Source organism: Prosthecobacter sp. (assembly GCF_029946185.1).
Lineage (GTDB): Bacteria > Verrucomicrobiota > Verrucomicrobiia > Verrucomicrobiales > Verrucomicrobiaceae > Prosthecobacter.
The window spans coordinates 41,607-67,095 of record NZ_JAQSEA010000279.1 but is presented as its reverse complement, the minus strand read 5'-3'; the positions used below and the strand labels follow the sequence as shown (position 1 = coordinate 67,095).

At 59.6% G+C, this 25,489-nt stretch carries 24 protein-coding genes; 6 read left to right on the top strand and 18 right to left on the bottom strand.

The genetic code is table 11. The features are described from left to right. Positions 1–161 precede the first annotated feature (161 nt). The 8 genes from tnpA to PSV43_RS22850 all read right to left on the bottom strand — a co-directional run bounded on the left by tnpA (position 162) and on the right by PSV43_RS22850 (position 10,614). Positions 162–611 carry an IS200/IS605 family transposase gene (tnpA, locus tag PSV43_RS22885; protein ID WP_300203261.1) on the bottom strand — a complete coding sequence of 150 codons (450 nt, stop codon included), beginning with the start codon at positions 609–611 and terminating at the stop codon, positions 162–164. Between the two features lie 233 nt (positions 612–844). After that, positions 845–3,064 (bottom strand): NADP-dependent isocitrate dehydrogenase, encoded by a 2,220-nt coding sequence (locus tag PSV43_RS22880; RefSeq protein WP_300203258.1) that lies wholly within the window; start codon positions 3,062–3,064, stop codon positions 845–847. 157 nt (positions 3,065–3,221) lie between these two features. Further along, positions 3,222–3,686 (bottom strand): SRPBCC domain-containing protein, encoded by a 465-nt coding sequence (locus PSV43_RS22875; RefSeq protein WP_300203256.1) that lies wholly within the window; start codon positions 3,684–3,686, stop codon positions 3,222–3,224. Positions 3,687–3,774: 88 nt separating this feature from the next. After that, positions 3,775–5,517 carry an exo-alpha-sialidase gene (locus tag PSV43_RS22870; protein ID WP_300203254.1) on the bottom strand — a complete coding sequence of 581 codons (1,743 nt, stop codon included), beginning with the start codon at positions 5,515–5,517 and terminating at the stop codon, positions 3,775–3,777. A gap of 139 nt (positions 5,518–5,656) precedes the next feature. Continuing rightward, positions 5,657–7,975, bottom strand: coding sequence for an alkaline phosphatase D family protein (locus tag PSV43_RS22865; RefSeq protein ID WP_300203252.1), 2,319 nt, complete (start codon positions 7,973–7,975; stop codon positions 5,657–5,659). Between the two features lie 90 nt (positions 7,976–8,065). After that, positions 8,066–8,623 (bottom strand): DUF6714 family protein, encoded by a 558-nt coding sequence (locus PSV43_RS22860; protein ID WP_300203250.1) that lies wholly within the window; start codon positions 8,621–8,623, stop codon positions 8,066–8,068. Positions 8,624–8,648: 25 nt separating this feature from the next. Continuing rightward, complete coding sequence (locus PSV43_RS22855; RefSeq protein ID WP_300203248.1) at positions 8,649–9,893, bottom strand: PhoPQ-activated protein PqaA family protein; 1,245 nt, start codon at positions 9,891–9,893, stop codon at positions 8,649–8,651. Between the two features lie 127 nt (positions 9,894–10,020). After that, positions 10,021–10,614 carry a group 1 truncated hemoglobin gene (locus PSV43_RS22850; protein ID WP_300203246.1) on the bottom strand — a complete coding sequence of 198 codons (594 nt, stop codon included), beginning with the start codon at positions 10,612–10,614 and terminating at the stop codon, positions 10,021–10,023. 161 nt (positions 10,615–10,775) lie between these two features. Between PSV43_RS22850 and PSV43_RS22845 the strand changes: the two genes are divergently transcribed. The 4 genes from PSV43_RS22845 to PSV43_RS22830 are packed head-to-tail and all read left to right on the top strand — an operon-like array spanning position 10,776 to position 15,294. Further along, complete coding sequence (locus tag PSV43_RS22845) at positions 10,776–11,237, top strand: group III truncated hemoglobin (protein ID WP_300203244.1); 462 nt, start codon at positions 10,776–10,778, stop codon at positions 11,235–11,237. After that, positions 11,234–12,781, top strand: a complete 1,548-nt coding sequence (nirK, locus tag PSV43_RS22840) for a copper-containing nitrite reductase (RefSeq protein WP_300203242.1) — start codon at positions 11,234–11,236, stop codon at positions 12,779–12,781. Before PSV43_RS22845 ends, nirK begins: the two co-directional genes overlap by 4 nt. 3 nt (positions 12,782–12,784) lie before the next feature. Then, complete coding sequence (locus PSV43_RS22835) at positions 12,785–14,083, top strand: SUMF1/EgtB/PvdO family nonheme iron enzyme (RefSeq protein ID WP_300203239.1); 1,299 nt, start codon at positions 12,785–12,787, stop codon at positions 14,081–14,083. Between the two features lie 14 nt (positions 14,084–14,097). After that, entirely contained in the window at positions 14,098–15,294 is a 1,197-nt protein-coding gene (locus PSV43_RS22830) for an NnrS family protein (RefSeq protein WP_300203237.1), read from the top strand. On the opposite strand, the gene PSV43_RS22825 is transcribed toward PSV43_RS22830, so the two are convergent. The 3 genes from PSV43_RS22825 to PSV43_RS22815 all read right to left on the bottom strand — a co-directional run bounded on the left by PSV43_RS22825 (position 15,291) and on the right by PSV43_RS22815 (position 19,380). Next, positions 15,291–16,808 carry an arylsulfatase gene (locus PSV43_RS22825; RefSeq protein ID WP_300203235.1) on the bottom strand — a complete coding sequence of 506 codons (1,518 nt, stop codon included), beginning with the start codon at positions 16,806–16,808 and terminating at the stop codon, positions 15,291–15,293. The genes PSV43_RS22830 and PSV43_RS22825 overlap by 4 nt on opposite strands. A 69-nt stretch (positions 16,809–16,877) precedes the next feature. Beyond that, on the bottom strand, positions 16,878–18,293 hold the full coding sequence (locus PSV43_RS22820; protein WP_300203233.1) for a sulfatase: 1,416 nt from the start codon (positions 18,291–18,293) through the stop codon (positions 16,878–16,880). A 223-nt stretch (positions 18,294–18,516) separates the two neighbouring features. Next, positions 18,517–19,380 carry an alpha/beta hydrolase gene (locus PSV43_RS22815; protein ID WP_300203232.1) on the bottom strand — a complete coding sequence of 288 codons (864 nt, stop codon included), beginning with the start codon at positions 19,378–19,380 and terminating at the stop codon, positions 18,517–18,519. Between the two features lie 104 nt (positions 19,381–19,484). On the opposite strand from PSV43_RS22815, the gene PSV43_RS22810 reads away from it, so the two are divergent. After that, on the top strand, positions 19,485–19,787 hold the full coding sequence (locus PSV43_RS22810) for a hypothetical protein (protein WP_300203230.1): 303 nt from the start codon (positions 19,485–19,487) through the stop codon (positions 19,785–19,787). On the opposite strand, the gene PSV43_RS22805 is transcribed toward PSV43_RS22810, so the two are convergent. Genes PSV43_RS22805 through PSV43_RS22785 form a run of 5 tightly spaced genes read right to left on the bottom strand, consistent with a single transcriptional unit; the run spans position 19,771 to position 22,937 of the window. After that, positions 19,771–20,736 carry a right-handed parallel beta-helix repeat-containing protein gene (locus tag PSV43_RS22805; protein ID WP_300203228.1) on the bottom strand — a complete coding sequence of 322 codons (966 nt, stop codon included), beginning with the start codon at positions 20,734–20,736 and terminating at the stop codon, positions 19,771–19,773. The genes PSV43_RS22810 and PSV43_RS22805 overlap by 17 nt on opposite strands. 39 nt (positions 20,737–20,775) lie before the next feature. Then, complete coding sequence (locus tag PSV43_RS22800) at positions 20,776–21,462, bottom strand: SDR family NAD(P)-dependent oxidoreductase (RefSeq protein ID WP_300203226.1); 687 nt, start codon at positions 21,460–21,462, stop codon at positions 20,776–20,778. Between the two features lie 23 nt (positions 21,463–21,485). After that, a complete protein-coding gene (locus tag PSV43_RS22795) occupies positions 21,486–21,911 on the bottom strand; it encodes a nuclear transport factor 2 family protein (RefSeq protein ID WP_300203224.1) in 426 nt (141 codons plus the stop codon). After that, entirely contained in the window at positions 21,908–22,513 is a 606-nt protein-coding gene (locus PSV43_RS22790) for a pyridoxamine 5'-phosphate oxidase family protein (protein ID WP_300203222.1), read from the bottom strand. The genes PSV43_RS22795 and PSV43_RS22790 overlap by 4 nt, the downstream gene beginning before the upstream one ends. A gap of 52 nt (positions 22,514–22,565) precedes the next feature. Further along, complete coding sequence (locus PSV43_RS22785) at positions 22,566–22,937, bottom strand: hypothetical protein (protein WP_300203220.1); 372 nt, start codon at positions 22,935–22,937, stop codon at positions 22,566–22,568. 80 nt (positions 22,938–23,017) lie between these two features. Here PSV43_RS22785 and PSV43_RS22780 point away from each other — a divergent pair, with 80 nt between their 5' ends. Beyond that, positions 23,018–23,953: a LysR family transcriptional regulator gene (locus PSV43_RS22780; protein WP_300203218.1), complete on the top strand. Its 936-nt coding sequence runs from the start codon at positions 23,018–23,020 to the stop codon at positions 23,951–23,953. Here PSV43_RS22780 and PSV43_RS22775 read toward each other — a convergent pair whose 3' ends face one another. Both PSV43_RS22775 and PSV43_RS22770 read right to left on the bottom strand, forming a co-directional pair. Beyond that, positions 23,954–24,838 carry a GH25 family lysozyme gene (locus PSV43_RS22775; protein WP_300203214.1) on the bottom strand — a complete coding sequence of 295 codons (885 nt, stop codon included), beginning with the start codon at positions 24,836–24,838 and terminating at the stop codon, positions 23,954–23,956. It abuts the gene before it with no gap. 57 nt (positions 24,839–24,895) lie between these two features. Continuing rightward, positions 24,896–25,465, bottom strand: a complete 570-nt coding sequence (locus PSV43_RS22770) for a hypothetical protein (protein WP_300203211.1) — start codon at positions 25,463–25,465, stop codon at positions 24,896–24,898. Positions 25,466–25,489: the final 24 nt, after the last annotated feature.

Below are 25,489 nucleotides of genomic sequence, written 5' to 3'. Positions count from 1 at the left end.
GGGGCGTCACCATGCCCCTCCGAAAGCCCGTAGGGCTGGCACAACATTAGCCGTGGGTGCTAACCCACGGAACTGCGCGATCTATGCCCGCCGAAATCAGTGGAACCGCGTAGCGGTGACACAAACCTCCGCCATACCCCTCGGCCCCGTGCTGCATCGCATCATGCGAGGTATTTGTCGTCGTATTTGATCCGCGCCTCGCTGAGCATGCGCCGGTATTCTTCCAGATAATTCGTGTGCTGATGATGGACCTGCTGGTCTTTGATATAACGGATCACCGCATCCTGCTCATGGACGGAAATCGTGAAGGCACCGTAGCCGTCCTGCCAGCCGTTAAATCCGGGAAAGATGCCTTCCTGGCTGATCCAGCGACTGGTGCCAGTTTTCAGCTCGCGCATGTAATCCGCCAGCGCCAGTGACGGATGCAGGCCCGTCAGAATGTGCACGTGATCATCCATGGCGTTGATGCGGTAAAGGTGGCAGTTCAGTTGCTGATGGATGCCCCAGACGTAGCGGAAGTACTCCTCCCGCCGATCTTCAACTAGAACCGTTGCACGCTTCTTGGTTGAGAACACGATGTGGTACAGGATCTGCGTGTAGGTGTTGGCCATGGCGGGAGCTGAGGGCTGCGCGGAGGTTTGTCTCACCGCTACGCGGTTCCACGGAATTGGCAACGGCGGGCTGGTCGCATACCGTGGGTTGGCACCCACGGCTACGGTTATGTCAGCGCTACGCGCTTATGGGTGATGGCTGAAAATTTATCACCGCAAAGAGGTAATAAAAAGGCGAGGGGAAATCCCCCTCGCCAGATTCGAAAAGTCAGAAGTGACTTGGGTACTGCGAATCACACCTTCGCCAAAATCCCATTGAACGTCGTGCTCGGGCGCAGGGCGGCATCGGCCTTGGCGTTGTCGGGTTTGAAGTAGCCGCCGATTTCGACTGGGTTCCCCTGCACGGCAAGGAGTTCGGCGACGATCTTGGTTTCGTTGGCGGTGAGCTCTTCGGCGATGGGCTTGAAGTGGGCCTGCAGTTCGGCGTCGGCGGTTTGGGCGGCGAGGGCCTGCGCCCAGTAGAGGGCGAGGTAGAAGTGGCTGCCGCGATTGTCGATGGTGCCTAGTTTGCGGCCGGGGCTGCGGTCGTTTTCGAGGAACTTGCCGGTGGCGGCGTCGAGGGTGTCGGCGAGCACCTTGGCTTTCGGATTGCTGAAGTTGTCAGCGATGTGCTCAAAGCTGGGGGCGAGCGCGAAGAATTCGCCGAGGCTATCCCAGCGGAGGTAGTTGTCTTCGAGGAACTGCTGCACGTGCTTCGGCGCGGAACCGCCGGCACCGGTTTCAAACAGGCCGCCGCCGTTCATGAGGGGAACGATGGAGAGCATCTTGGCGCTGGTGCCCACTTCGAGAATCGGGAAGAGGTCGGTGTTGTAGTCGCGCAGCACGTTGCCGGTGACGGAGATGGTGTCTTCACCCTTGATGATGCGCTCCAGGCTGAAGGTACAAGCTTCGGCAGGAGTGAGGATCTGGATGTCGAGGCCGCTGGTGTCGTGATCCTTGAGATACTTCTCCACCTTGGCGATGATCTGCGCGTCATGGGCGCGGGCTTTGTCGAGCCAGAAGATGGCGGGCACACCAGAGGCGCGGGCGCGTTTGACGGCGAGTTTCACCCAGTCCTGGATCGGTGCGTCTTTGGTCTGGCAGGCGCGCCAGATGTCGCCTGCGTCCACGGTGTGCTCCAGCAGCACGGTGCCTGTGCTGTCGGTCACGCGGATGGTGCCGTCGGCGGGGGCTTCAAAGGTCTTGTTGTGGCTGCCGTACTCTTCGGCGGCCTGGGCCATGAGGCCCACGTTGGGCACGCTGCCCATGGTCTTGGGGTCGAGTGCGCCGTTCTTTTTGCAGAAGTCGATCACGGCCTGGTACACACCTGCGTAGCAACTGTCTGGGATGACGGCGAGCGTGTCCTGCTCCTTGCCGGCAGCGTTCCACATCTTGCCACCGCCACGGATCATCGCAGGCATGGAGGCATCGACGATGACGTCGCTCGGCACATGCAGATTGGTGATGCCCTTGTCGCTGTTCACCATGGCCAGCGCCGGGCCGTTGGCGTAGGCGGCCTGGATGTCGGCCTCGATCTCAGCCTTCTTGTCCGCTGGCAGTTTGCCAAGCTTCGCGACGAGATCGCCGAAGCCATTGTTCAAATCGACGCCGATCTCAGCGAACGCAGCGCTGTGCTTTTCGAGGAGGTCTTTGAAGAAGACGCGCACGGCGTGGCCGAAGATGATGGGATCGCTCACCTTCATCATGGTGGCCTTCATGTGCAGGGAGAAGAGCACGCCGTCCGCCTTCGCCTTGGCGATCTGGCTTTCGATGAACGTGACGAGCGCCTTCTTGCTCATGCGGGTGGCGTCGAGGATTTCGCCAGCCTTGAGAGGGGTCTTGTCCTTCAGCACTTTCACCGTGCCGTCCTTGCCGATGAATTCGATCTTCACGTCGGTGGCAGCTTCCACGCAGACGGACTTCTCATTGGAGAAGAAGTCGTCCTTGCTCATGGTGCCCACGCTGGTCTTGGAATCAGCGCTCCATTTGCCCATCGAGTGCGGGTGCGCCCTGGCGTAGTCTTTCACAGCCTTCGGTGCGCGGCGGTCGGAGTTGCCCTCGCGCAGCACAGGATTCACAGCACTGCCCATGACCTTGGCGTAGCGGGTCTTGATGTCCTTCTCTTCGTCGGTCTGCGCGTTCTCAGGGAGATTCGGCACGGCGTAGCCCTTGCTCTGCAACTCGGCGATGGCGGCCTTGAGCTGGGGCTGGGAGGCGGAGATGTTGGGCAGCTTGATGATGTTCGTCGTTGGTTCCAGGCAGAGCTTGCCAAGGTAGGCGAGGTCATCGGTCTGCTTCTGTGCGTCTGTCAGGAAATCGGGGAAGTTCGCCAGAATGCGGCCTGCCAGGGAGATGTCGCGCGTTTCGACCGTGATACCGGCTGGCTTCGTGAAGGCCTGCACGATGGGCAGGAACGAGTAGGTGGCCAGCAGGGGAGCTTCGTCGGTCAGGGTATAGATGATCTTCGCGGACATGATTTAGAATGGGGAATTGAGAGCGTAAGAGCTAAACGCGACCACGCCGCAACGCAAATCCAAGGTGCGCTGCTTCCACATCTGGCGCACTGAAAACAAGAGAAGCGGACCCCTAGGGTATCCGCTTCTCCGCAGTCTCTTCGCACAAGGCGCCCTCTCAGCGCGCGGCCGTAGGCTGGCTCATGAGCAGGGCGTCTATTTTGTCCATGCACTCGTTCCAGCCGGTGCTGTGGTTGCCTTTGCTTGCGGCGGATGGGAAGCCGGTGTGGGTGAGGCTCAGCTCGGTTTGATCGCCGAGGGCCTTAAGCTGTATGGTCACGACGGATTCGCAGTCCGCCCAGTCTGCATCGCCTTCATACGTCCAGGTGAAGGAGATCTTGGCCGGTGGCGAGATCTCACGATAGGCCCCCGTGACGATGAAGGTCTCGCCGCTCTCTGGATTTCGAGTTTCGAGGCGGTAGCTGCCGCCGATGCGGAAGTCCGTGGTGCAGGTGGTGACTTTGCTGCCGCAGCCAAACCATTGATTCATGGACTCGGGAGTGGTGAAGGCGGCAAACACGCGCTCGCGCGGGGCTTTGAACAGGCGCGTGAGTTCCAGGGTGTCGTTTTCGGTGGTGGTCATGAGGTGATGAATGGAGAGTGTGGCGCAATTAATTAACCAAATGGTTAAATATACAAGCGGAAATTTTAGGCGGGCAGGCAGATTTCGCTCACCTCAGCGTCGCGCGGATCGCAGGCACCAGCAGCTCCGCAACGAGCTCCTGACCGAGGTCGTTCGGGTGCATGCCGTCCAGCAGCATCCCTTCGATGGTGGTCTGATGCTTCGCGGCAAAGTCCGGGTAGGCCGCGCGGACATCCACCAGGGGGACTTTCAGTTCCGCAGCGAGTTTGCGCAGGGCTTCGTTGTAGCCCGCGAGGGTGGCGGAGTCGAAACCGTCTTCGGCAGCCGGATCGTAGGGTGGTTTGCCATACACATCCTTGAGCTTCGGGGTCCAGCGCAACGGATTTGTCGTCATGAGGATGACCTTGGCCTGCACATCTTGGGCAGCGGTGACCATGCAGCGGATGTTAGCAAGGTATTCGGCCAGCGGTACTCGTGGTGCAGTGGCGGGTGGGTTCTTCCAGACATCCACGGCGGAGTCATTGATGCCGAACTGCATGACCACTACCCGTGGCTTGTACTTGAGCACATCATTCTGCAAACGTTTGAGCCCGTCCCGCGTGGTGTTGCCGCCGATGCCTGCATTGATAACCCCGAGCGTGGAGCCCACGCCTTGCAGGGTCGTCTCCACCCGTGTGGCATACACTTTGAGACTGCCGCGTGGTGCGGTGGTGGAGTCGCCAAACATGATGATGCTGCCGGGCTTCGGCTCTGCCTTGGGCGGCGGGACAAAGACCGGAATTTCACCGGCACCGAGGTCGGCGGTGTGGACCTTCATCCGCAGACCGCCCTGCATCGTGGTGATCCACAGTTCGCCTGGCTTACGCTCATAAAGGTAGGGATAGGACACCCGGCTACCCGTCGCGTAATTCGCCGCCACGATGACCGGCTTTGACCACGTGGCGGTTTCATCGTCCGAAAAGGCGAGCGACAGCTCCACCCGGCTGGAACTGTTCTTCGGATCATGGCGCGGTGGCGCATTCCAGAGCAGCGCGATGCGGCCGTCGCTCAACCGAGCAAGCTGCGGGCAGCAGGTGACTGAGGCGATCTTCGTGGTCTGCAAGCCTGTCCATTTCAAGCCATCGCGCGAAGTCGCCTCCCACAGAAAGCCCGACTCCGTGCGCAGCAGCAGATACAGCGAGCCATCTTTGCGCTCGATGACCGTGCCCTCCAGCGAGCCCGCATGGTCATGCGTCCCCACGCCGTAATCTAAGACATCGCCACGCTGCCAGCTTTTGCCGAGATCATCCGAAACCCACATGACCGTGGCATGCCGCCACTGCGGGATGATTTCCTGACCCACGAGGACGATGCGGCCTGACTTCATCTGGATCATGGAATGAATGCAGCCGCACCATGGGGTGCTGAGCTTCACTGGTGGTTCCCAGGTTTTGCCATCGTCCGTGCTGCGGCAGGAGTAGGTCGGCAGCACAAAGGCCTTCCAGTCCACGCCCGGTTCACCCCAGTGCCAGCCTTTGGGCTCCTTTCTTTCCGCGCTGTTCATCCATGCAGAGATGATGACTCCTTCGCGGGTGCGCAGCACCGCGCGTTCGCTGCTGACGGAAAACTTGGCAGGCTCTGCAAACAACGCTGCGCTGCTCCACGTGCGCCCTTCATCAACAGTGCGCAGCACGTTCTTCGCATCGATGCACAGCACGCCGCCATCAGCAGCCGTGACAAACGGCCCTTGATGCGTGAACGGAAGAGCTGCCGCCTTGGGATGCAGCTTGGGTGAGTCAGCGGCGAAGGCGGTGGCAGCGCTGAGGAGCAGCAGGGGGGAAAGAAATTTCATGGTGGTTCATTTCTACGAGTTAAAACAGGAGCTTGTACTCATGGCGCTCTGGTTCTGCAAGCAGACCAGCAGCAGCACGGACACTTCCGCCCGTAAAGAGCGCCTCGTTCGCGGGCAGGACTGCCCGCCCCCATCTTCCTCAGGCGATCAGGTTCTCACCGCGATTCTCCTTCTGCTGGAGCGTCACGGGCCAGCCGGGAAATTGATTCGTGGGCTTGCCGTCTTTCACGTCGATGAGGAAGCGGAAGGACTCGATGAAGTAGGTCTTCTTTACCGTGTCGAAGGTGATGAAGCCGAAGCCGCTGCCTTTCTCGTGCGCCTTGTCGTAGCGGTTCGCCGCCTGGCCGACCTCGGGATTGCCCACGGCATAGACGTAGGCCTTGTTGCCAAAGCCATCGATGTATTCGCCCGTGTTGGCCTGCCCATGCTTGGGCCGGTTTTCATGCGGCATCTTGAGCTCATCTGGCCGCCACCAGCGGGGATAACCGGCAGAGATGGCGGGCGTGCAGAAGGACCAGTTGCCATCGCGCTGCTTGTCCACGCCGTACTGCGTCAACGTAGTGATATGCTGGTCGCCATTGATGTGCAGCGCCATGGAAGGGCGCATGATTTCCACCGCGCGATTGCGCGGCGTTTGCGGCCAGCTGCCGGAATCGAGATCCGCTTTCAAGTAGCCATCATAGGCGCCGTGGTGCGTCGCCACATTGGCAAACACCGTCTGGCTCAGAACCGCCTTCAGCGTGTGCCCGCGCCAGTCCTGCGCCCACTTTTTGAGAAACTCCTCCTGCCGCTCTCCCAGCAGCACGAGGCCCGGCTTGTCGAGCTTTGAGGTGTCAAAATTCGCCTCGGGCACATGGTCGGCGCGGCCACCGCCCGTGTCCACATGCTCCGGTCCGCTCTTCCACTGGCGGTCGGCAACAATCGCAAAGCTGACGCCGCCGTACACCATGTCTCCATAGTACACGCTGATGTCCTGCAGCACCGGCTTGGAATCATACGCATCGGGATGATGCGCCACGTTGGTCCGGTGTACTACGTTGACCATCTTCGCGGGTTCGATGTAGCCGCCCTTGGAGGATGCACCCGTATCGCCCACCTCCATCTTCTTGCCGCCCTCTCCCCAGATGTTGCCCTGGAAGACATCGTGATCATCTGGCAGGCACAGCGTGGGCGCATTGCGCATCACTTCGCGGAAGGCCCAGCCGTGCTGGTAGAATTTGCGCAGGTAGTTCAGGATCGCGGGCCCCGCAGGCTCACGGATGATGCCAAAGCCGCCGTGGTTTTCATAGATTTGGTCACCGGAGAAGAAGACGAGATCAGGATCCAGTTTCAGCACATTCTCTGCCACAGGCGCATAAGGGAAGCCGTAATCATTCTGGCAGGTCAGCGCCGCCATGCGCAGCGGGCGGCCCTCAGGGTTTGCTTTGATGGTGCCGGTCCACTCATGCGGCGTCTCGCTGCCGTCCGTGTGCTTCTCACGATACACCAGCTTGTAGGGTGTGGCCTGCTTTGCATTCCACTTGGGGATACGGAACGTCGCCACCCACGCATCCGGGTCCAGCTTCGCCTCACCGAGCGATTTCCACGCGCCTTTCTGCTGCATCTGCAACTCGACCACCTGGCTGTCCTTCGCCCCCATCGGTCCGGTCAGTGCGCTGAGTTTCATCACAAAGCCATCGTCTATGCGCGAATCGCTCAACGAGTACATCGACCACAGCAGCGGGCCGAACCGGTTGCCCGGCGTCACCGTGAATGCATTGCCATCCATGGCCCAGTTTTGGAAACGGTAGCGTCCTGCGCCTCCAGCGCCCGTTTTGGCTTTGTTCTGGTTCTTCTTCGCTCCTCCCGCAGCACCGGCGGCGAAGTTGTTGGCGATGGAGACATTGCCGAGAATCTCATCCGCACTGAATGGATGCATGACTGTCCCCAATTTGGCTCCCGAGTCCACGTCGTATGCTGTGAGCACCAAAAGACTCTTGTCGGTCTCAGTCGCCCCTTGGAGCGTCAGACGCACCTGCTTCAAAACGCTGCCCTCTTTGAGCGGCGCAGTTTTTGGCCCCAGCACAAGTTGATCGCCCTGCCATCCCGCGTGGATGCCCTTCTGCACGAAGCAGTTGCTGCGGTGCTCGTTGATCTCGCTGCGAATGCCGATGCGGAAGCCCGCGCCGCCGTCGGACTTGCCGATTTCCAGTCGTGTCAGGGTCACGCTCATGGTGAACCCACCGCTTTGCGTCAGTTGATGTGTCAGCGAATGCACGCTGCGGCCGCCGCCCATGTTCAGGCACTCCGCACCGCCTTCACTCACGCGCCAGTCTTCCATCGGGTTCGCCCAATACTCCCCGCCCAAAAACACCCGGTCATGCGTCCTGGCCCAGCCGTCGGTTGGGGGCGTCGCTTGTTTCGTTGCGGCTTCGGCTGTTTCACGGGCACCGAAGCCCATGAGCGTTCCTGCTGTCATCAACTTAATGCCAGTGCGTCGAGAAATGTTCCTTTTCATCAGCCCGTTGCAACGTCGGTGATGGGCCGTACCCATCACTGAATTTCGATTTTATGAGGGCGGACAGACCCAGTAAAAATCGAGAGCATGTTGAATGTGAGGGTGATCGAATGACTCGCCAGGGTCGCGCAGAAGAAAAAGCAGGAACATCCTCACACTCAGCCGCTGCTCAGGCGACAGCAGACTGAATTTGGTTTGATCGACGACGATGGCGTGGGCCAGATGAAAGGTGATGCCCATGCCAAAGCCCTGCAATTCCAGAATGAGAAAGGCTGGCAGATGAAACCGCATCCCTTCCGCATCGAAAAAGCTCAAACTGCTATGACAGCCATTGAGTTCTTCGGCGGCAATGCGCCTCCAGTCCTCCTTTTCATCCTTTTCTCGATAGGCAGCGCAGGTCGCCGCATTGGCATAATCATCCAAACCTAAGGCTTCATGCAGGCCAATACCTGTGCCAAGCTTCACGTCGTGAAAAGCCGTTTCGATGATCCCACATAGTTTCATCGCCTCCTTGCCACGTTCCATCTGCTGCCCCGCCAGCCTGATCGTTTCGGCTTCATAGCCGCACACCTTCATTTCAGCGATCTCTTCTGCCGTCGGATATTTCATGGACGAGAAAGGCTTGGTTTGCCCATCACTTCGCAAACTCCACCACAGTGCTCACCATCGCGCCGCGTTCATCGCTGACGGTGATGAACCACGTGTTCGCCTCGGCAGGAGGCTTGGGTGCGGTGATGGTGTGGCCTTCGATCTTGGCAGGGACGGATTTCCATTCGCGCTTGGAGCGCAGGCCGGTGTCGGTGGTATAGTTGAGTTCGGCCTTCTTGAGTGCCGTCACCGATTCACACGCGACTTTGACTTGGTCGCCTTCGATCACCGGCTTGCCAGGAACCGGCAGTGGCTTCCCAACGCGACACTTGGAATCAATGAACAAGCCAATCTCCTGCGGTGCCCACCCGGGCGGATGGCCGTGCGGCATCTTGATCTGGATGCGGAGGTACTTCTCCCCCGGCACGGCGTTGTAGCTCTTCATGTAGCTGTCGAGCACGTAGTGTACGTCATTGGTACCGTTCACGAAGAGGATGGGCACATGGCAGCGTGGCAGCAGGCTGCCGGGATCATATTCCTTTACCCACTTGGCCTTGAATTCGCCGAGCTTGTCGATGCTGGGCTTTTGCACCGACTCGCCTTCATGCAGGAAACCGCAGCCATAGACGGGCACGGCAGCTTTGAAGCGATCATCGAGCGAAGCGACGAGGCAGGTCGTGTAGCCGCCCCAGCTGATGCCAGTAACAGCGGTGTGCTCCGCATCTACCTCAGGGAAGCTGCGCAGCAGAGAGTGCGCACGCATCACGCTCGCAGCAGCATGAAAGGGCCAGTCGTCGCTCGTGTCTGGCGTGAGCACGCAGTCAAATTTCTCAGGATGCCCATGCATCGGTCCGCCATTGGGCAGGCGCGTGCGTACACCGCGGTGCCCGTTGCCAATCGCCATGCCGGTCTTGGGATCAAACTCAGCATCAGGCGGACGCGAGCCGCTCAAATCCATCGCGATGGCCGCATAGCCGCGCTTCGCCCATAGGTGCACCCAGTCCGCAAACGCCGTGCCGCCACCGCCATGAATGAGCACCACTGCGGGGAACTTGGTGCCGGGCTTGGCCTCGCCCAGGGTGATCGGTGAGGCATAAAACGCGAAGACCTCGGTATCCTTGCCCAGATACTTTTCGCCGACATAGGTCAGCGAATGAATCGGCTGATCTTGCCGCACCCACTTCATCGCGGGGACGTTGTTTTTGAGGGCATCCAGATCCCACGGTCCGACTTTTTCGGCGTGGAGTGATGTGGCAAGACAGACTGCGGCGGTGAAAAGAGAAAACCTCATGGCGGAAGATCAAACGCTGCCATGAACTCGATTCAGCATCTTTTTTCTGCAAACACAACCGCCGCAGCGAGCGACTCCACGCACTCACTACGGCGGCCGAGGGTTTAAGGGGGAAGAGGAAGGGTTCTCAACTCTTCTTCGGACGCTCCAGCACATCGTCCTTGGTCGTGAGAGCGATGGCGACGACCTGGTCGATGAGTTCCTGACGGATTTTAAGATCCTTCAAAGTGTTCACCAAATTTTCAGCGATGGCGTTGAACTGCTCCTCCGTAATTCCCATGCCCTCATGGGCTTTGCGCATGTCCTTGCCAGTCCATGGCAGCGGTCCGCCGAAGGCGGCGCTGAGGAATTCCTTCTGCTTCCGGCGCTGCTTGTCCATGCTCACGTCATCGAAGAAATGCTTCACGCGGTCATCGGCCAGCACCTTCACATAGAAGGCGTCGATCGCAGCCTCCATGGCGCCTTTGCCTCCCAGCTTTTGGTAAAGGCTGTCCTCGCGCGCCTTCAGCCACTTCGTTTTGCACTCCTCTTTGGCAAAGGCCCACTTCCGACCTTCATACTCGGTGGTGATCGCGGGATCGACCACCGTGCCGGTGACCGGGCAGACGGTGTTCGTGAGGGTTTCAGTGGCGACGGCGGCTGGATCAATGGCCATGGCGGCATTGACCAGCAATGTCATGACGAGGCTGACGGTGGCGAGTGATGAGAGAATAAGTTTCATGTTTTGGTTGGGCTATTTAATAAGATGTATCGCGGATGCATCAATCCACCGATCCTGCTCAGAGATGCGCGTTTGTTGCGCTCGCAAACAGGCCAATTCTCGCGCACAACGTCACAGAAACAGTGGAGCGACATCGACAGTTAATGTTGCATTGTGCATGCATGTTTGAGACCAAGCCTGACATCGCCAGACGCGCCGAAATCGAAACGCTGGTGAACTCCTTCTACGACCGCATCCGCACCGATGAGGTGCTGGGGTTCATCTTCACTGAGGTGGCGCAGACAAACTGGACCGAGCATCTGCCGAAGATGTACGCCTTCTGGGAGACGGTGCTCTTCCGCACGGGTGGCTTCACGGGCAATCCCATCGCAACGCATGCCAAACTCGTGCCACTGACGGCCATGGGACGGGCGCAATTTGACCACTGGCTAATGCTCTTCCGCAGCACGGTGGACGATCTCTTTGCCGGCGAGAAGGCCGAGCACATCAAAAACTGCGCGGCGGATATGGCAAACGTCATCTACTCACGCATCAATCAAGTTCCCGATCCACGTTTTGATCCCGCCACCCTCACACCGGAGCAACGTGAGCGCTACGCGCGCTACCAACCCTCATCACCATGACAAAAATCGCCAACCGTATTCTTCTCGCACTCACTGCCATCTTGCTCACACAATGTGGCGATGGAGAACTGAGCCCAAACCAAAAAATCTCTCAGGAAACGTTCATCAAAGAGACGGAGTCTTATTCCAAGACTCCTGCGGCCGAAACAGTGGCTGCCACTCTGACGCAGCCGGACCGGCCCCTCTCCGGCAGTGAAGATGCCGTGCTCACCGATGCGCCCAATGTGCCGCCGCCGATCACGCGAGATCATCCCACGAAAGTCACCGTGAAGCTGGAGGTGCAGGAACTGGTGAAACGCATGGCGGATGGCGTGGACTACACCTTCTGGACCTTCGGCGGCAGTGTGCCGGGCAAGTTCATGCGCATTCGCCAGAATGACGAGGTAGAGTTCCATCTCATGAACCGCCCTGACAGCAAGATGCCTCACAACATTGACCTGCACGCCGTGACCGGGCCGGGCGGTGGTGCGGCAGCCTCGTTCACAGCCCCTGGACACGAGTCTGTGTTCTCGTTCAAGGCACTGGTGCCAGGATTGTTTGTCTATCACTGCGCCACAGCGCCGGTGGGCATGCACATCGCGAACGGTATGTATGGTCTCATCCTGGTCGAGCCGGTCGGCGGCCTGCCCAAAGTGGACCGGGAGTACTATGTCATGCAGTCTGAATTTTACACCAAGGGGCCGTATGGTGCGCGAGGCCTGCAGCCTTTCAGCATGGAAAAAGCACTGGCCGAGAATGCGGACTACGTCGTCTTCAACGGTTCCGTCGGCGCCATCGCCGGTGACAATGCCATGTCCGCGAAGGTCGGCGAGAAAGTGCGTCTGTTCGTCGGCAATGCCGGACCCAACCTCACGTCTTCATTCCATGTCATCGGCGAAATCTTCGACACGGTTTACCTCGAAGGCGCTGCTCCGCCCGCACAGCACAACGTCCAGACGACGATGATACCCTCTGGCGGATCGACCATAGTTGAGTTCGGCCTCGAAGTTCCCGGCAGCTACATCCTCGTCGATCACTCGATCTTTCGTGCCTTCAACAAAGGGGCGATCGGCATGATCAAAGTCACGGGCGAGGAGAACAAGGTGATTTATTCGGGCAAGCAGGATGATCGCATCTACCGGTTCGAAGGCGGTGCGATTCAGACCATGCCGCAGGTGGCCACGCAGCAGGCTCCGGCCGCAAACAAGGATGAGCGCATTGCACGCGGCAAAATCATCTACACCTCGGTCTGCTTCGCCTGCCATCAGCCGGAAGGCCAGGGCATCCCGAAAGCCTTCCCGCCACTCGCGAAGTCGGACTATCTCAATGCCGATCCCAAACGTGCGATCAGCAACGTGCTGCATGGACTGGAGGGCAAGGTCACCGTCAATGAAGAGACCTACGAAAGCATCATGCCTCAGCTCGGTCTGAACGACGAGCAAGTCGCAAACGTGCTCACGTATGTTTACAGCCAGTGGGGTAACAACGGCACCGAGGTGCTTCCGGCGACAGTCAAGGAAGTGCGTGAGACCGTTCCTGCGCCGGCCGCGCCCGGAACACATTGATGCATGAAAACTGCCCTCACATCACTGCTGATTTTTGCCGGTACGCTCAGCATCTTGCAGGCAGCAGCGCCGCAGCCGCCACCGCACATGGTTTTCATTTCCGGTGGTGACTACAAGCCGCTCTACGCGAAGGAGTCGAAGAGCCGCAAAACTCAGTCCTTCTTCATGGCTGTGGCGCAGGTGACGAACGGAGAATTTCTCCAGTTCGTGAAGGCGCATCCCGAGTGGCAGAAATCAAAGGTGAGGCGTTCGCTGGCAGATGCGAATTACCTGTCCAATTGGGCGGGTGATCTCGAACTCGGTGACAAGGCCCCCGGCAACGCGCCGGTGACGTATGTTTCGTGGTTTGCGGCGAAGGCCTGCTGCGAAGCACAAGGAAAGCGGCTGCCTACGCAGGATGAGTGGGAGTTCGTAGCACGCGCTGATGCCACGAATCAGGATGCGAGCACGGACCCGGCCTATCTGCGGCAGCTTTTGGAGTGGTATTCAAAACCTGCGACGTCAGCGCTAGAGGATGTCCACACCGGCACGCAAAACGTTTACGGCCTGCGCGGAATGCATGGTCTCGTGTGGGAGTGGGTGCAGGATTTCAACTCCACCTTGCTCGTGGGTGACTCGCGTGGTGACGGCTCACTGGAGCGGAAATTATTCTGTGGCGCAGGAGCGCTGCTCGCAACCGACGTCACCAATTACGCCGCCTTCATGCGTTATGCACTTCGTTCCAGCCTGAAGGGCGCGTACTGCGTGGGCAGCCTCGGCTTCCGTGCCGCTCAGTCCATCACACCGGGCACGCCAAAGAGTCCTGTCATCGCCTTTGCCACCGTCTATGATCTGCCCGGTGAATGGCGCGGCCAGGACAACAAACCGGCCACACTAGCCAGTCTGCGCGGCAAGGTGCATGTTGTCACCATGGGCTTCACACGCTGCCAATTCGCCTGCCCGCGCATCTTGTCAGACATGCAGCACATTGAGCAGGCACTCGGCAAAGACGCGGCCCGGACGGGCTTTGTTTTTCTTTCCATCGACCCGCAGTACGACACGCCTGAACAGATGACCGCCACGATGCTTGAGCGCAGCTTGAGCCCCGCCCGCTGGACTTTCCTTGCCGCCCCTGCTGACGTCGTGCAGCAGTCTGCCGTGGCGCTGGACTTCAAATATCAGCTGGTGGATGGCTTCTTCGCCCACTCCAACCTCATTGCAGTGCTTGATGCGGACGGCAGGGTGGTGCTCCGCGTGGAGGCCCTGGGTGCCGACATTCAGCCGGTCGTCGATGCGGTACGGAAGCAGCTGGAAAAACACTGAACCCCTTTTATCCCGTGAGCTTTCCCGCCTGCAAACATAAGAAGCTCAAGCCCGCCCGCCCGTGCCACGATGGTCTGCGCTGGCTCGCCGCAGAGCCGTATCGCGTGTTCTTTTTCAGCGGTGCCATTTGGAGCATCATCGGCGTGACGCTATGGCCTCTGTATTATGCGCAGCAGCTCGGCTTCTATCCGGGCTTCGTTCACGCGCGTATCATGATTGAAGCCTTCGGCGCGGCCTTCGTCGTCGGTTTTCTCGGCACCGCCGGGCCACGCATGGCAACGGCTCCGAAGCTCACACCACCGGAGCTGCTCTGGCTCTTCGCGCTGCATATGGCCTGCGGCATTTCCCATCTCACCCTGCACATGGCCTGGGGAGATATGTTCTTCATCGCGCTGCTCGGCTCGCTGCTGCTGTGCCTCATGATCCGCGTGGTGAAATTTCGCACGGAGGCACCGCCGCCGCAGTTGCTTCTCGCGTTCATCGGTCTGATCTGCGGTATCACAGGTGCGGCGCTGCTGCTGTCTCCAGCGACCTTGCTTGATCCAGCGCGTTTCCGCCTCGCGAATCTCCTGCTCTATCAGGGCCTGCTGCTGCCCCCGGTGCTGGGCATCGGCTCGTTTGTATTCCCACGCATGCTCGGCGGTGATTTTGGCGATCCAAAAACGGAGGCGCATCTTCGGACCAAACTCGTACGTGCTCTCCTGACCGCCGGCCTCCTCGTGAGCAGTTTCTTTCTCGAAGCCTGCGGTCAGATCATCGCGGGTTATACGCTGCGGGCGCTCGTGGCTGCGGGTTATCTGTTCATGGAGGTGCGCTGGAAAACGGAGCAGAGCGGATCCCTCACTACGGGGCTGCTTTGGTCGTTGATCCTCGGCTGGCTCGGTTTGGCGCTTGCCGGATTTTTCTACGCCCAGCATGTCAGTGTGGAGCATCTGCTCTACATCGGCGGTTTTGGCATGCTGATGATTATCGTCGGCAGCCGTGTGCTGTTTGGCCACAGCGGCGATCTTGACGGCTTCTCCGTGAAGAGCAAGTGGGTGCGCTTCCTGATGTTCCTCGGCATCCTTGCCGCCATCACCCGGGCCACGCCCGCTTGGAGGCCTTCGACCACGGTGTCACATCACATCTACGCCTCCCTGACCTGGGCGCTGCTCGCCACACTCTGGCTGCTGTGGCACCGCAGGCGGTTTGTGAAGCGCGATGATGATTAAAGCGAAGGAGGCGTCCATTCCGGAATGCCGCCGGACTTGAGCTGTTTCTCATAAAGCTCCCAGTAGGGCTTCGTGGGAGACATGGGCGCGGTTTCGTTGATCATGAGAGGGCGTGCTTCCTTCCAGAAGGCCTCGTAGGCGGTGTTCATCTTTTCGGTCACTTCAGGGTAGTCGCCGCTGACATCGGTCTTCTGATACGGATCGGCTTCGATGTCATAGAGCGCGCTTTTTGCGGGTGATGCAGCCGCCTTTTTGTTCTTCTTCGGATTGCCGCCACCACCTCGCGGGCCGACGAAGCGGAAGCGCTGGTTGCGCACGCCGTAGTTGATAAACTCGAACTTGTTCGGTTCTTCGCCCGTGGGCCAGCGTGCGACGTGGGTGAAGAGAAAGCGGTCCTCCCATTTGTCCGCCTTGCCTTCGATCAGCGGCAGCAGGCTGCGGCCTTCGACTTGGTTCTTCGGCAGCTCCGCACCGGCCAGCGCGGCAAAGGTGGGCAGCAGGTCAATGTGTGCGGCGATGCGGCTGATGTCACGCCCGACGTTGATCTTGCCATCCCAGCGGATGAAGAATGGCACGCGCACGCCGCCTTCATCGGTGGAGCCTTTCAGGCCGACCTGATCGCCGTTGAAGAACGGATACCCCGGGGCGAGATCCTTGCCGGGAACGCCGGAGCCGCCGCCAGTGGTGCCGTTGTCAGACATGAAAATGACGACCGTGTTTTGATACAGATCCCATTCCTTCAGCTTCTCCGCGAGGCGGCCCATGTTTTCGTCAATGTTCTCGATCATGCCGTAGAATCCGGCCTGATCTTTGCCAAAGCCCAGATCGGTGAAGCGCTTCGCATTCTTCTCCGGTGCGATGTAGGGGCCGTGCGGCGCGTTGGTGGTGAGGTAGGTGAAGAAGGGCTTGCCGCTGTCTTTCTGCTGCTTCATCCAGCCGAGTGCGGCGGTGAAGAAGACATCTGTGCAGAAACCGTGCGTCTTCACAAAGCTGCCATTGTGACGGATGACGGGGTCCATGTACTTGTTGTCCGGCACATCCGCACAGGAGCAGGGATAGGCCTGGCCGATGCCACCCGCGCCGTGGATGAAGGCTTCATCAAAGCCGCGCTTGTGCGGCTGATACGGCTCTTCATCTCCGAGGTGCCATTTGCCAAAGATGCCGGAGGTGTAGCCTGCGGTTTTAAGTACCTGCGGCAGGATGATCGCGTCCAGCGTCATGCGCTCGCGCTCCAAAATGGTGTGAGTGATGCCGTTCTTCATCGGATGCCGGCCCGTCATGATGGCGCTGCGCGTGGGAGCGCACGTGGGGCTGACGAGGAAGCGGGTGAAGCGCAGGCTCTGTTCATGCAGCGCGTCAAGGTTCGGCGTCTTCAGCCAGGGATGGCCATGACATGCCAGCTGGCCATAGCCCTGATCATCTGTCATAACGAGAATGATGTTCGGCTTGCCGCCCGCGAGATCCGCGAAGGCATGCAAGGAGAGGACAAAGAGAAGGGTCAGGGCGAGTTTCATGGTTGAAAGAGTGAGGACGCAGGCAAGCCGACGCTCTTTCAACGGAATGCCCTCAGGCACGTTCGGGCGCTATTTTTTATACGGCGTGCGCTTCACCTCCTCGATGACGGGCACGTCCTTGTTCATCACCTCATAGGCGGATAGGAGTCGTTTCACTTCATCAGGGTGCTGTGCGGCCACATCATGCTGCTCACCCGGGTCGTTTTGCAGATCAAAAAGCTGCATCTTCGCTGCGGCATCGCCGGTGTTGAGTCCAGGAAAGGCGTCGAGGTTATACTGCTCATACGGCGCGAGGATCGTGACGCCATCGGGCGCGCGTGGATCGGGCCACTTGCCATCCGCACCTGGCTTGAGCTTCAACTGTCCTGCGGGAAGCACATGCAGCTTCCAGCGCGCATCGCGGATGTTGGCCAGCTTGGAATTGAAATGACCAAAGATATACTCGTGCGGCGATTTTGCCGCGCTGGTGAACAGCGGCATGATGTTGAGGCCATCCAGCATACGCTCGTCCGGCATCTTTGCGCCCGTCACTTCCAGCACCGTGGCAAAGAGGTCCATGGTGATCGCCATTTGATCGCTCACATGACCGGCGGGAATCTTGCCGGGCCAGCGCGCGATCATTGGCACGCGGTAGCCACCTTCCCACTGCGCTCCTTTCATGCCACGCAGTCCGCCGCTGTTGCCACCGAACCATGGGCCGTTGTCGCTGGTAAAAAGCACGAGCGTATTTTCATCCAGCCCCAGTTCCTTCAGTTTCGCCAGCACCTGGCCTACGCTCCAGTCGAGTTCCTCCACGGCATCGCCATACAGTCCGGCCTCGCTCTTCTTGTAGAACGCCTCAGATACCGCGAGCGGCTTGTGCGGCATCGCCTCAGCGAGGTAGAGGAAAAACGGCTGGTCCTTGCTGCGCTCAATGAAGCCCAGTGCGCGCTCCGTGTAGCGCCGTGTCAGCGTGGCCTGCACCACGGGGTGCTCAATGACCTGCGTGCCTTCCAGCACCTGAACAGGCCGCATGTCATTCGAGTACGGGATGCCGTAATACTCATCGAATCCGCGATCCGTGGGCAGGAAGCCCGCTTTGTGGCCAAGATGCCATTTCCCCACCATGACCGTGGCATAACCGGATGTTTTCAGCGCCTGCGCCAGCGTGATCTCCGACTCCGGCAGATGCAGCGCATCCGCAGCCGGACCGCCATCCGGCGCGGGATTGGCAGTCATGCCGCAGCGGAAGGGGTAACGCCCCGTCATCAGCGCCGACCGCGTGGGTGCGCAAAACGGTGCCGGGCAGTTGAACTGCGTGAGCCGCGCACCCTCCGCCGCCATGCGGTCAAGGTTCGGCGTTTTGATCTGCGGATGTCCATAGCACCCGAGATCGCCATAGCCAAGATCATCAGCGAGGATGATGACCACGTTGGGCTGCTTCGCGCCCAATGAGGAAAGCAAAAGGACGAAGAACGAAAGCAGAGTCAGAAGTGGAGTCTTCATGCAGATGACGGAGTGGCGGTGGAATGTACTCCACGTACCTAGGTTGAAACTCTTTCAAATCCGGCAACGTCGTTGCACCTCCTTTGCGCTCAGTTCGCCTTGTCGCCTGTCGAGTCCGGATTGCTCGGTGCATCATGTCGCGGTAATCATTGCTGCAAGTCGGCTTTGATCTTGGCAGCCCTCGCGCCGCCAGCGTAGCGTCAGCGCTCGGTGGGCGAAAATATTATGGCTTGGGCAGGTCCTTGAGCCACGCCAGCAGCAGTTCCGGCCACTGTGCGGGCGGAAAGCCGTTTTTCACGCGCTGCGGAATCAGATTGCCCACGCCATGCGAGCCAACGTCAAAAATCTCCATGCGCACCGGCACACCGAGCTTCTCCAGATCCACCTTGATGGCCTTCGGCATCTCAATCGGCGCACCCCCGTTGATGCCATCATTCGTGGCATGCACGAGAAACACCGGCGGCGTGTCTTTCCGAAACACAAACGGCGACTCTTTCTGCCGCCAGTGCCACGTCGCGAGACCGACTGCGAAATCGGGGCGGCTGCTCTCGTGCTCGACAGGGTCGGAGGACTGCGCATCACCGCGATCAAAGTTTGCCGCGAGGTTCATGCTCAGATTTCCACCGGCTGAATATCCGGCGATGCCGATCTGCTGCGGATCAATGCCCCACTCCGCCTCACGATGCCTCACCAGTCGTACCGCTCGCTTCGCATCGAGAAGTGTCAGCGCCTGAATGCCGGCATTATCCAGCTTATGCGGCGGGCGCAGCCGATACTTCAGTCCGATGATGGCGACCCCCTTCGGATTGAAAACAGCGGCGGCGTACTCGACATGCGTTTTCCAGTCCAGCGCACCATAGCCACCGCCCGCGCAAACGATGATCGCCATGCCCGTGCTTTTGTCCGCGGGTGGCAGGAAGCGCGTGATCGTGGGCACGGTGACATTTCGTATCGTGCCGCGTTCTTCATGAGCTTCAGCAGGTGCGTTCTCAAGAAACTGCGGCGGCTTGTCCGGCCAAAGCGGAATGGATTCAGCAGCGCAGAGAGCGACGGCTGAAAAGAGCAATAAGGAGCACAGCAGTTTCATGAGCAGTCCCCTCAAACGTTGGCGCGGCCGAGTCTTTCGTGAAATAAATGCCGGGCGGCCACCTCTCACGGGCATGAAGCCCGCCTTTCAAGTATGACCCGGCGGTGATTTCACTGTCCCAGTTGATCGCCGCAGCGGAGAAGGTGGAGTGCGCAAATGCCGTCTCTGTACCTGCGGCGGACCTGCCCACGGCAAAGACCACGCGGCTCAAGGTCGGCACCATCTCCGGCTACCGCACGGCACCAGCCAGCGATCAGAAAAAGCAGATCAGCGGCACATCGGCGGAGAAGCTGACGCTCTCGCCAGCCCAAGCCATGAAAGTGAATGCATGGGTCCGCACGGATATGCGGAAGGCCCGCAGCTTCCTAACTAAATCGCAGCAGGCACGGTTCAAGACTGGGGATTGACGATGAGGCTTGCCATCGGCGGCGCCTCATACTCCCCCGTGTTTTCATAGCCGGGCAGCTCCTTGCCGCCATGCCGTTCTTCGCGTACTTCCACCCCCGCCCCGTAAGCCATGCGCAGTATTTTGAGATCCTGAATTTTGTCCTCCGCCCGCACTCCGACCTTCGTGTGGTACATCGCGCAATCCTCCACCCTCACCCGCGCATCTCCGCGCCCGCCAGGACCACGTGCACGGATGGCCACCTCATTATCATCAAACACACAGTGCGAGATCACCGCGTCGATGTGCTCCTTTAAATTCAGCGCGGCGCGTGTCGAAATCTGGCTGGGCTGGTTCCACCCATGCATGTAGCACTGGCGGATGATGAGCTTGCAGCGCTCGCCATCGGGAGGGGTTTTGGAGTCGAAGGCATTCTCCCCAGGACTCTGCCCCGCTTTAAATCCGGGCACGTCCTCTGCCAGTGAACCTGTCCACAGATGACACTTTTCAATCGTCAGGCTGCCGCGTGCTCGACGGTCCGGATCAAACTGAATGCAGTCGCCCGAAACGTGGGAGATGGCGCAGTTGCGGATCGTGACATCACCCCAGCGTCCGGTGATTCCATGGGCATCGTTCTGCTCCTCGAAGGTGCCGTTTAAGAGATGATGAATGCGGCAGTTCTCGATGATGACGCGCGTGCCAAACACACCCACGCCATTCCCCTTCCCATTGAAGATCTCGCAGTTGCGCAATGTGACATCGTCTGCGCTGATTTTCACGATGTTGCCACCCTGGCCCTGCGCATCGACACGGAAGTTTTCATACACACCGGGCTTCGTGATCTCCAGCCGGTGCACCAGCTTCGCGTCCGCCGGAGCGTCCACCGGACCCGGTGCCCCTGCCAGCTCAGCTGCGTGCAGTGGAGTCAGCAAACTGAGGATGCCCCCAAGGAGGACGGATGTTTGTTTCATCCATCCAGAACGTTGCAAGGGCAGGCCAGCTTCCAAAGCTTACCAAGGAATGACCGTGAGGTCTTTGACGAATTTTCCACGCAGGTCATGCGGTGATTCGAGCGCCAGCCAGGTCAGCGTTTCAGCGCCTTCATCGGGAGTACGGGGCGCATCGCTGCCGCCCATTTCTGTTCGGCACCAGCCAGGGCACATGCTGTTGATGATGACGTCAGGCAATGCGGCGGTGAGCTGCTGGGTGAGCATGTTCAGCGCGGTCTTGCTGATGCAATACGCCGGCGCCCAGGCCTGCGGCTCTCCATCAAGCTGGCCTGCGCCACTGGAGACATTGACAATGCGCGGCGCACTGGATTTGGCGAGCAGCGGCGCAAACGCCTGGCAGACCCGCAGCGTACCGACCACATTCGTGTTCAGCGTCTCCAGCAGCACCTCGGGCTTGAGTTCCAGCAGGCTCTGATAGTGGTCCAGAAGGATGGCGGAGTTGTTGGCCAGCACATCGAGCCGCCCAAACTGCCCCTCGATCTGCTTCACCGCAGCTTCCACACTCGTCTGATCCGTGATGTCGAGCGCCACACTGCTCACGTGGTCGCCGAGTTGAGCCGCAGCTGCGGCGGCACGGCTGCCGTCACGGCTGGCGATGATGACCTGCGCGCCACGAGTGGCGAGTTGTGTGGCGGCAGCGAAACCAATGCCACGCGTGGCTCCGGTGATGAGGATGACTGGGTGCATGGAAAGGATGGAGGGTACGGATGTTAGATCCGCTCCCAGCGCAATTTACGCTCCTCCTCGCGAATCGGTTGATCATTGATGCTGGCATAGCGTTTGGCCATGTAGCCGTCCGCATCAAACTCCCAGTTCTCATTGCCATGGCTGCGCCACCACTGGCCGGCGGCGTCATGCCATTCGTATTCAAAGCGCACCGCGATGCGATTTCCCGTGAAAGCCCAGAGCGTTTTCTTGAGGCGGTAGTCCTGCTCCCTGATCCACTTCTTTTTCAGGAACTCCACGACTTCGGTGCGGCCATTGAGAAAGACATCACGATTGCGCCATTCGGTGTCGGGCGTGTAGGCCAGTGAGACGCGCTCGGGATCGCGGCTGTTCCAGGCGTCTTCAGCCATCTGGACTTTTTGGATCGCTGTTTCTTCAGTGAAGGGTGGCAGGGGTGGGCGTGGGTTCATGGTGTGTGGAGTTTGAGTTGGGATTCGAGTTCGGCAATGCGGGCCTTCAGCGGTGACACAGCGTCTTGTACCTCCGCTGCGGTGAAGCGCGGTGTGATGAATTTAGGGCAGTTCCAGTCGTAGGATAAAACTTCGATGACAAAGATGCGCTCGACCTTGGCTGCATGCCCGCCGGGCGGGGCGATCTTGGCCACGAGATCGGGATGATCGCGCGCATCCAGCACTTTGGCGTGACCGAGAATCTTCAAACGCTCACGGGCCGGGTAGTCCATGAGAAAGAGACTGACGCGATCATTCTTTGCGAGGCTGCCGACGCTGATCATCTGGCGATTGCCACCATGGTCAGCGAACATGAGTTCATTCGGTCCGGTGACTCGAAGGAACCCCTTCGTCCCTCCGCGATGCTGCAGATACGGCCAGCCATTTTCGGTGATGGTGGCCATGTAAAAAGAGTCCCGCTGGGAGATGAACGCCGCTTCTCCTGTGGTGAGTGCATCACGCTCCGGGGTGGAGTCAAAGGCGGGATAAGTCCGCCCATAATAGTGTCGCTCCGCCTCGAACACGGCAGGCGTGAGCACGGTATGCATGAATCGGTCGGCCATAATCGAGGAGGAGTGGAGGTTGCTGATAAAAAGTGTTTGTCGGGTGATTGTATCAGAACACGAGTGTCTGCCAGCCTTCAGCCAGATAACGGCGGATGCTTGCCACCCCGGGCGTGCCGGCCAGTGCATGGTCTTTGATTTCAGGCAGACCGCAGGCTTCGACTTCCTTTGTCGCGCCAAAGACAGCGGCGCAGCCACAGGAGGCACCGGTGATGACTGGACGCACGGCATCGTACAGGCCATGCGCCGGATGCGTGGGCTTCGCGAGTCTGGCGGGCCAGCGGGTGCCGGTGCCGGCGAACACGACATTGACTTCGTCGTTCTTCGCCTGGGCTTCCGCTGCGAGAGCGAGGGCATTGAAGACGCGGCCGAGGGCTTCTTCGCCGTTTTGTGGATCTGAGGTGATGATGATTGCGATTTTCATGGGAGGGTGAGTTAGGGTTGATGAGCTCTCTTCGGAGCAAGTGGACACTGCGCCATCCGTGGGATGGCGGGTAATGCCTCTTGGCAGTTGCCGTTATGCCGGATGCGCATACCCTCGGCGGCATGATGGAACGCATCCGAGCCCTGCTCACCGTGATCGAAGAAGGCAGCGTCAACCGCGCTGCAGTGCGGCTGCGCATCACCCAGCCTGCGCTGAGCCGGCAGATGCAGGCTTTGGAAAACGAACTCGGCGGCAAGCTGCTGGAGCGCGAGAGCAGCGGTGTCAAACCCACGGGTCTCGGCCATGCCCTGGTGAAGTCCATGCGCCCACTGGTCGGTAGCTATGACGCAGCATTGGCGGAACTTCGCCGTCAGGCACGTGGCGAGCGCTCCGAACTTCGCGTGGGCTACCTGTTTTCCGCTGCCCAGAGCATGCTCACTCCGGCTCTGGCAAAGCTGCGCAAATCACAGCCGGAGGTGAAGCTCAAACTTCACGACATGTCTCCGCGCGAGCAGCTCGACGGCCTGCGTGCCGGAGAGCTCGATCTCGCGCTCATCGGCCAGGAGGGTGTGACCGCAGCGAGTGAATTTCACAGCACCAAACTCTGCTCACTCCATGTCTGCGTAGCAGTGGCCGATGACGATCCAATCGCGGCGCAAAAAAACATAGCGCTCAAAGAGTTGAAGGGGCGTGACTTTATCGGCGTGGATGAAGACCAGGTGCCGGGTCGCAATCGCTGGGCGACTGCCCTGTGCAAGTCAGCCGGGTTCAAGCCGCGTTTCGCCGTCGTGGTGGACGGCATCAGCAACGTGCTCTCCCAAGTCGTCTCCGAGTCGGCCGTGACTCTGCTGCCCGGCTACTTTGAAAAATTGCAGCATCCCGGCGTGACCTTTGTGCCCGTCAGCGATGAAAAAGCCCGCTGGGACTTCATCGTGCTCTGGCAAAAAGGCCGCGCCTCTGCCGCCACGCGTGCCTTGGTCGATGCCCTGAAGCAGGTCGCAGTGACACTGCGCTGATCAATGGAGCGAAAGGCCATGCTGCTGCCAGAACGACTGCAGCGCCGCTTGCGAGCCATTGAATACATTGCGCTCCACCGGCCGGTCGAGATTGCCGAAGTAGAGGCTGTTGCGGTGCGCCCCGTGATTGTAAACTTTCGGCTGTGAGCGGCCATGCGCCCAGTCCACGCCACCATACTGCCACAGCGTCCAGTCAGACCACACTTGGTATTGATGGACCAGTCCGCGCGGATTTCCCGGCGCTGGGTACACCGGCCCCGCACCGCTGTCATGCGCATACAGCGCCAGCCAGTAGGGCATGCGCCGCAGCTTGGCCTTCGTGGCCGGATCCGCGCTGCTGAGGAGCTGCTTCAAATGCGTGCTGTTTTCCAGATACGCCACAGGGACAACGCCTGTGCGCGATTCCACGCGGTCAATGAAGCGCAGGATGTCTGAGAGCCGCGAGTTCGCATCAAAGTCCGCGCACAGCAGCAGTGCTGGCGCATTCCAAGCCCGGCCACGAGCCAGCGACTGTGCGCGTGAGCAGAATTGATCCGCCTGCGCCACCGCATCCACGTGATTTTGTAGACGGTAGTAAACACCCGGCAGCATCCCCGCACGATCCGCTGCCGCGAGGAAGTTCCCGCACTTCTCATCCAGATTCCCCCCCTTGCCCGCCCGCGCGATCAAGCCACTCGCCCCGTTCGCTCGCAGCGCAGACACATCATGCTCCGAGTACCCCTGCCCCGTGCGCTGCTTCTCCTTCGGATCATAAGCCGAGACATTGATGATCTGCGGCATGCCCCAGGATGATGCCTGCGGCGGACTCCCCGGGGTGCCGCCAGATTGGGGCGTGGTACATTGAACAAAGACAAGAGCAAGCGGCAGTAGAAGGAGGTGTTTCATTGGAGAATGATTCACTTCGTAGGCGCATGCGCAAGGGGGCGTTTTCTGTGACACAATCTATTCTAAACCCATGTCCTGAACGAAGCGCTTGTCCTCGCTGTACTCTTCTTCAGTAAAACCGGTTTGATAAAGGGTGATGTTCCTCACGATCATGGCGATGTCCTCCCGGGTGAGAGCCTGACGCTCTTCAGCCGTTAGAATCTGCCGCCTATTGCAAGCCAGCCAATCGACCAGATCTCCGAGCGTTTGCAGTCGGACGGGGAAATCCGCGCTGAGCCCTAGCCAGCGCAGGTGCGGCCACTCCTTCGCATGAAGCTGTTGTCTGAGCTCCCTCCAATGGTGCCGTCGCAAACGGCGATCAGCAAACACAGCATCGAGTCTTAGATCCATGGTGACCGTTTTGTCAGCAATGCCTGAGGCCTGCATGGCGCACACCAGTTCCGTGCAAAGAGACGCATGTTTTTTCGGTGTTACGACGGCAGGACCCTCCACTTTTGTGCCCAGTGTGGCGACGATGAAGTTGATCACGTTGCGAGGCGTGCACATCTTTTCAGCCTCCTGATTCGGGATCGAGATTTGAAAAGTTTCCTCAAACGATAAAACAAGTTCAACGCTGTCGAGACCCATGACGTGCTTTGAACTTAGAATCGT

Excerpts from the sequence above, each read along its gene's own strand:
- tnpA (WP_300203261.1), bottom strand. The coding sequence starts at position 611 with ATGGCCAACACCTACACGCAGATCCTGTACCACATCGTGTTCTCAACC.
- PSV43_RS22880 (WP_300203258.1), bottom strand. The coding sequence starts at position 3,064 with ATGTCCGCGAAGATCATCTATACCCTGACCGACGAAGCTCCCCTGCTG.
- PSV43_RS22875 (WP_300203256.1), bottom strand. The coding sequence starts at position 3,686 with ATGACCACCACCGAAAACGACACCCTGGAACTCACGCGCCTGTTCAAA.
- PSV43_RS22870 (WP_300203254.1), bottom strand. The coding sequence starts at position 5,517 with ATGAAATTTCTTTCCCCCCTGCTGCTCCTCAGCGCTGCCACCGCCTTC.
- PSV43_RS22865 (WP_300203252.1), bottom strand. The coding sequence starts at position 7,975 with ATGACAGCAGGAACGCTCATGGGCTTCGGTGCCCGTGAAACAGCCGAA.
- PSV43_RS22860 (WP_300203250.1), bottom strand. The coding sequence starts at position 8,623 with ATGAAATATCCGACGGCAGAAGAGATCGCTGAAATGAAGGTGTGCGGC.
- PSV43_RS22855 (WP_300203248.1), bottom strand. The coding sequence starts at position 9,893 with ATGAGGTTTTCTCTTTTCACCGCCGCAGTCTGTCTTGCCACATCACTC.
- PSV43_RS22850 (WP_300203246.1), bottom strand. The coding sequence starts at position 10,614 with ATGAAACTTATTCTCTCATCACTCGCCACCGTCAGCCTCGTCATGACA.
- PSV43_RS22845 (WP_300203244.1), top strand. The coding sequence starts at position 10,776 with ATGTTTGAGACCAAGCCTGACATCGCCAGACGCGCCGAAATCGAAACG.
- nirK (WP_300203242.1), top strand. The coding sequence starts at position 11,234 with ATGACAAAAATCGCCAACCGTATTCTTCTCGCACTCACTGCCATCTTG.
- PSV43_RS22835 (WP_300203239.1), top strand. The coding sequence starts at position 12,785 with ATGAAAACTGCCCTCACATCACTGCTGATTTTTGCCGGTACGCTCAGC.
- PSV43_RS22825 (WP_300203235.1), bottom strand. The coding sequence starts at position 16,808 with ATGAAACTCGCCCTGACCCTTCTCTTTGTCCTCTCCTTGCATGCCTTC.
- PSV43_RS22820 (WP_300203233.1), bottom strand. The coding sequence starts at position 18,293 with ATGAAGACTCCACTTCTGACTCTGCTTTCGTTCTTCGTCCTTTTGCTT.
- PSV43_RS22815 (WP_300203232.1), bottom strand. The coding sequence starts at position 19,380 with ATGAAACTGCTGTGCTCCTTATTGCTCTTTTCAGCCGTCGCTCTCTGC.
- PSV43_RS22805 (WP_300203228.1), bottom strand. The coding sequence starts at position 20,736 with ATGAAACAAACATCCGTCCTCCTTGGGGGCATCCTCAGTTTGCTGACT.
- PSV43_RS22800 (WP_300203226.1), bottom strand. The coding sequence starts at position 21,462 with ATGCACCCAGTCATCCTCATCACCGGAGCCACGCGTGGCATTGGTTTC.
- PSV43_RS22795 (WP_300203224.1), bottom strand. The coding sequence starts at position 21,911 with ATGAACCCACGCCCACCCCTGCCACCCTTCACTGAAGAAACAGCGATC.
- PSV43_RS22790 (WP_300203222.1), bottom strand. The coding sequence starts at position 22,513 with ATGGCCGACCGATTCATGCATACCGTGCTCACGCCTGCCGTGTTCGAG.
- PSV43_RS22785 (WP_300203220.1), bottom strand. The coding sequence starts at position 22,937 with ATGAAAATCGCAATCATCATCACCTCAGATCCACAAAACGGCGAAGAA.
- PSV43_RS22775 (WP_300203214.1), bottom strand. The coding sequence starts at position 24,838 with ATGAAACACCTCCTTCTACTGCCGCTTGCTCTTGTCTTTGTTCAATGT.
- PSV43_RS22770 (WP_300203211.1), bottom strand. The coding sequence starts at position 25,465 with ATGGGTCTCGACAGCGTTGAACTTGTTTTATCGTTTGAGGAAACTTTT.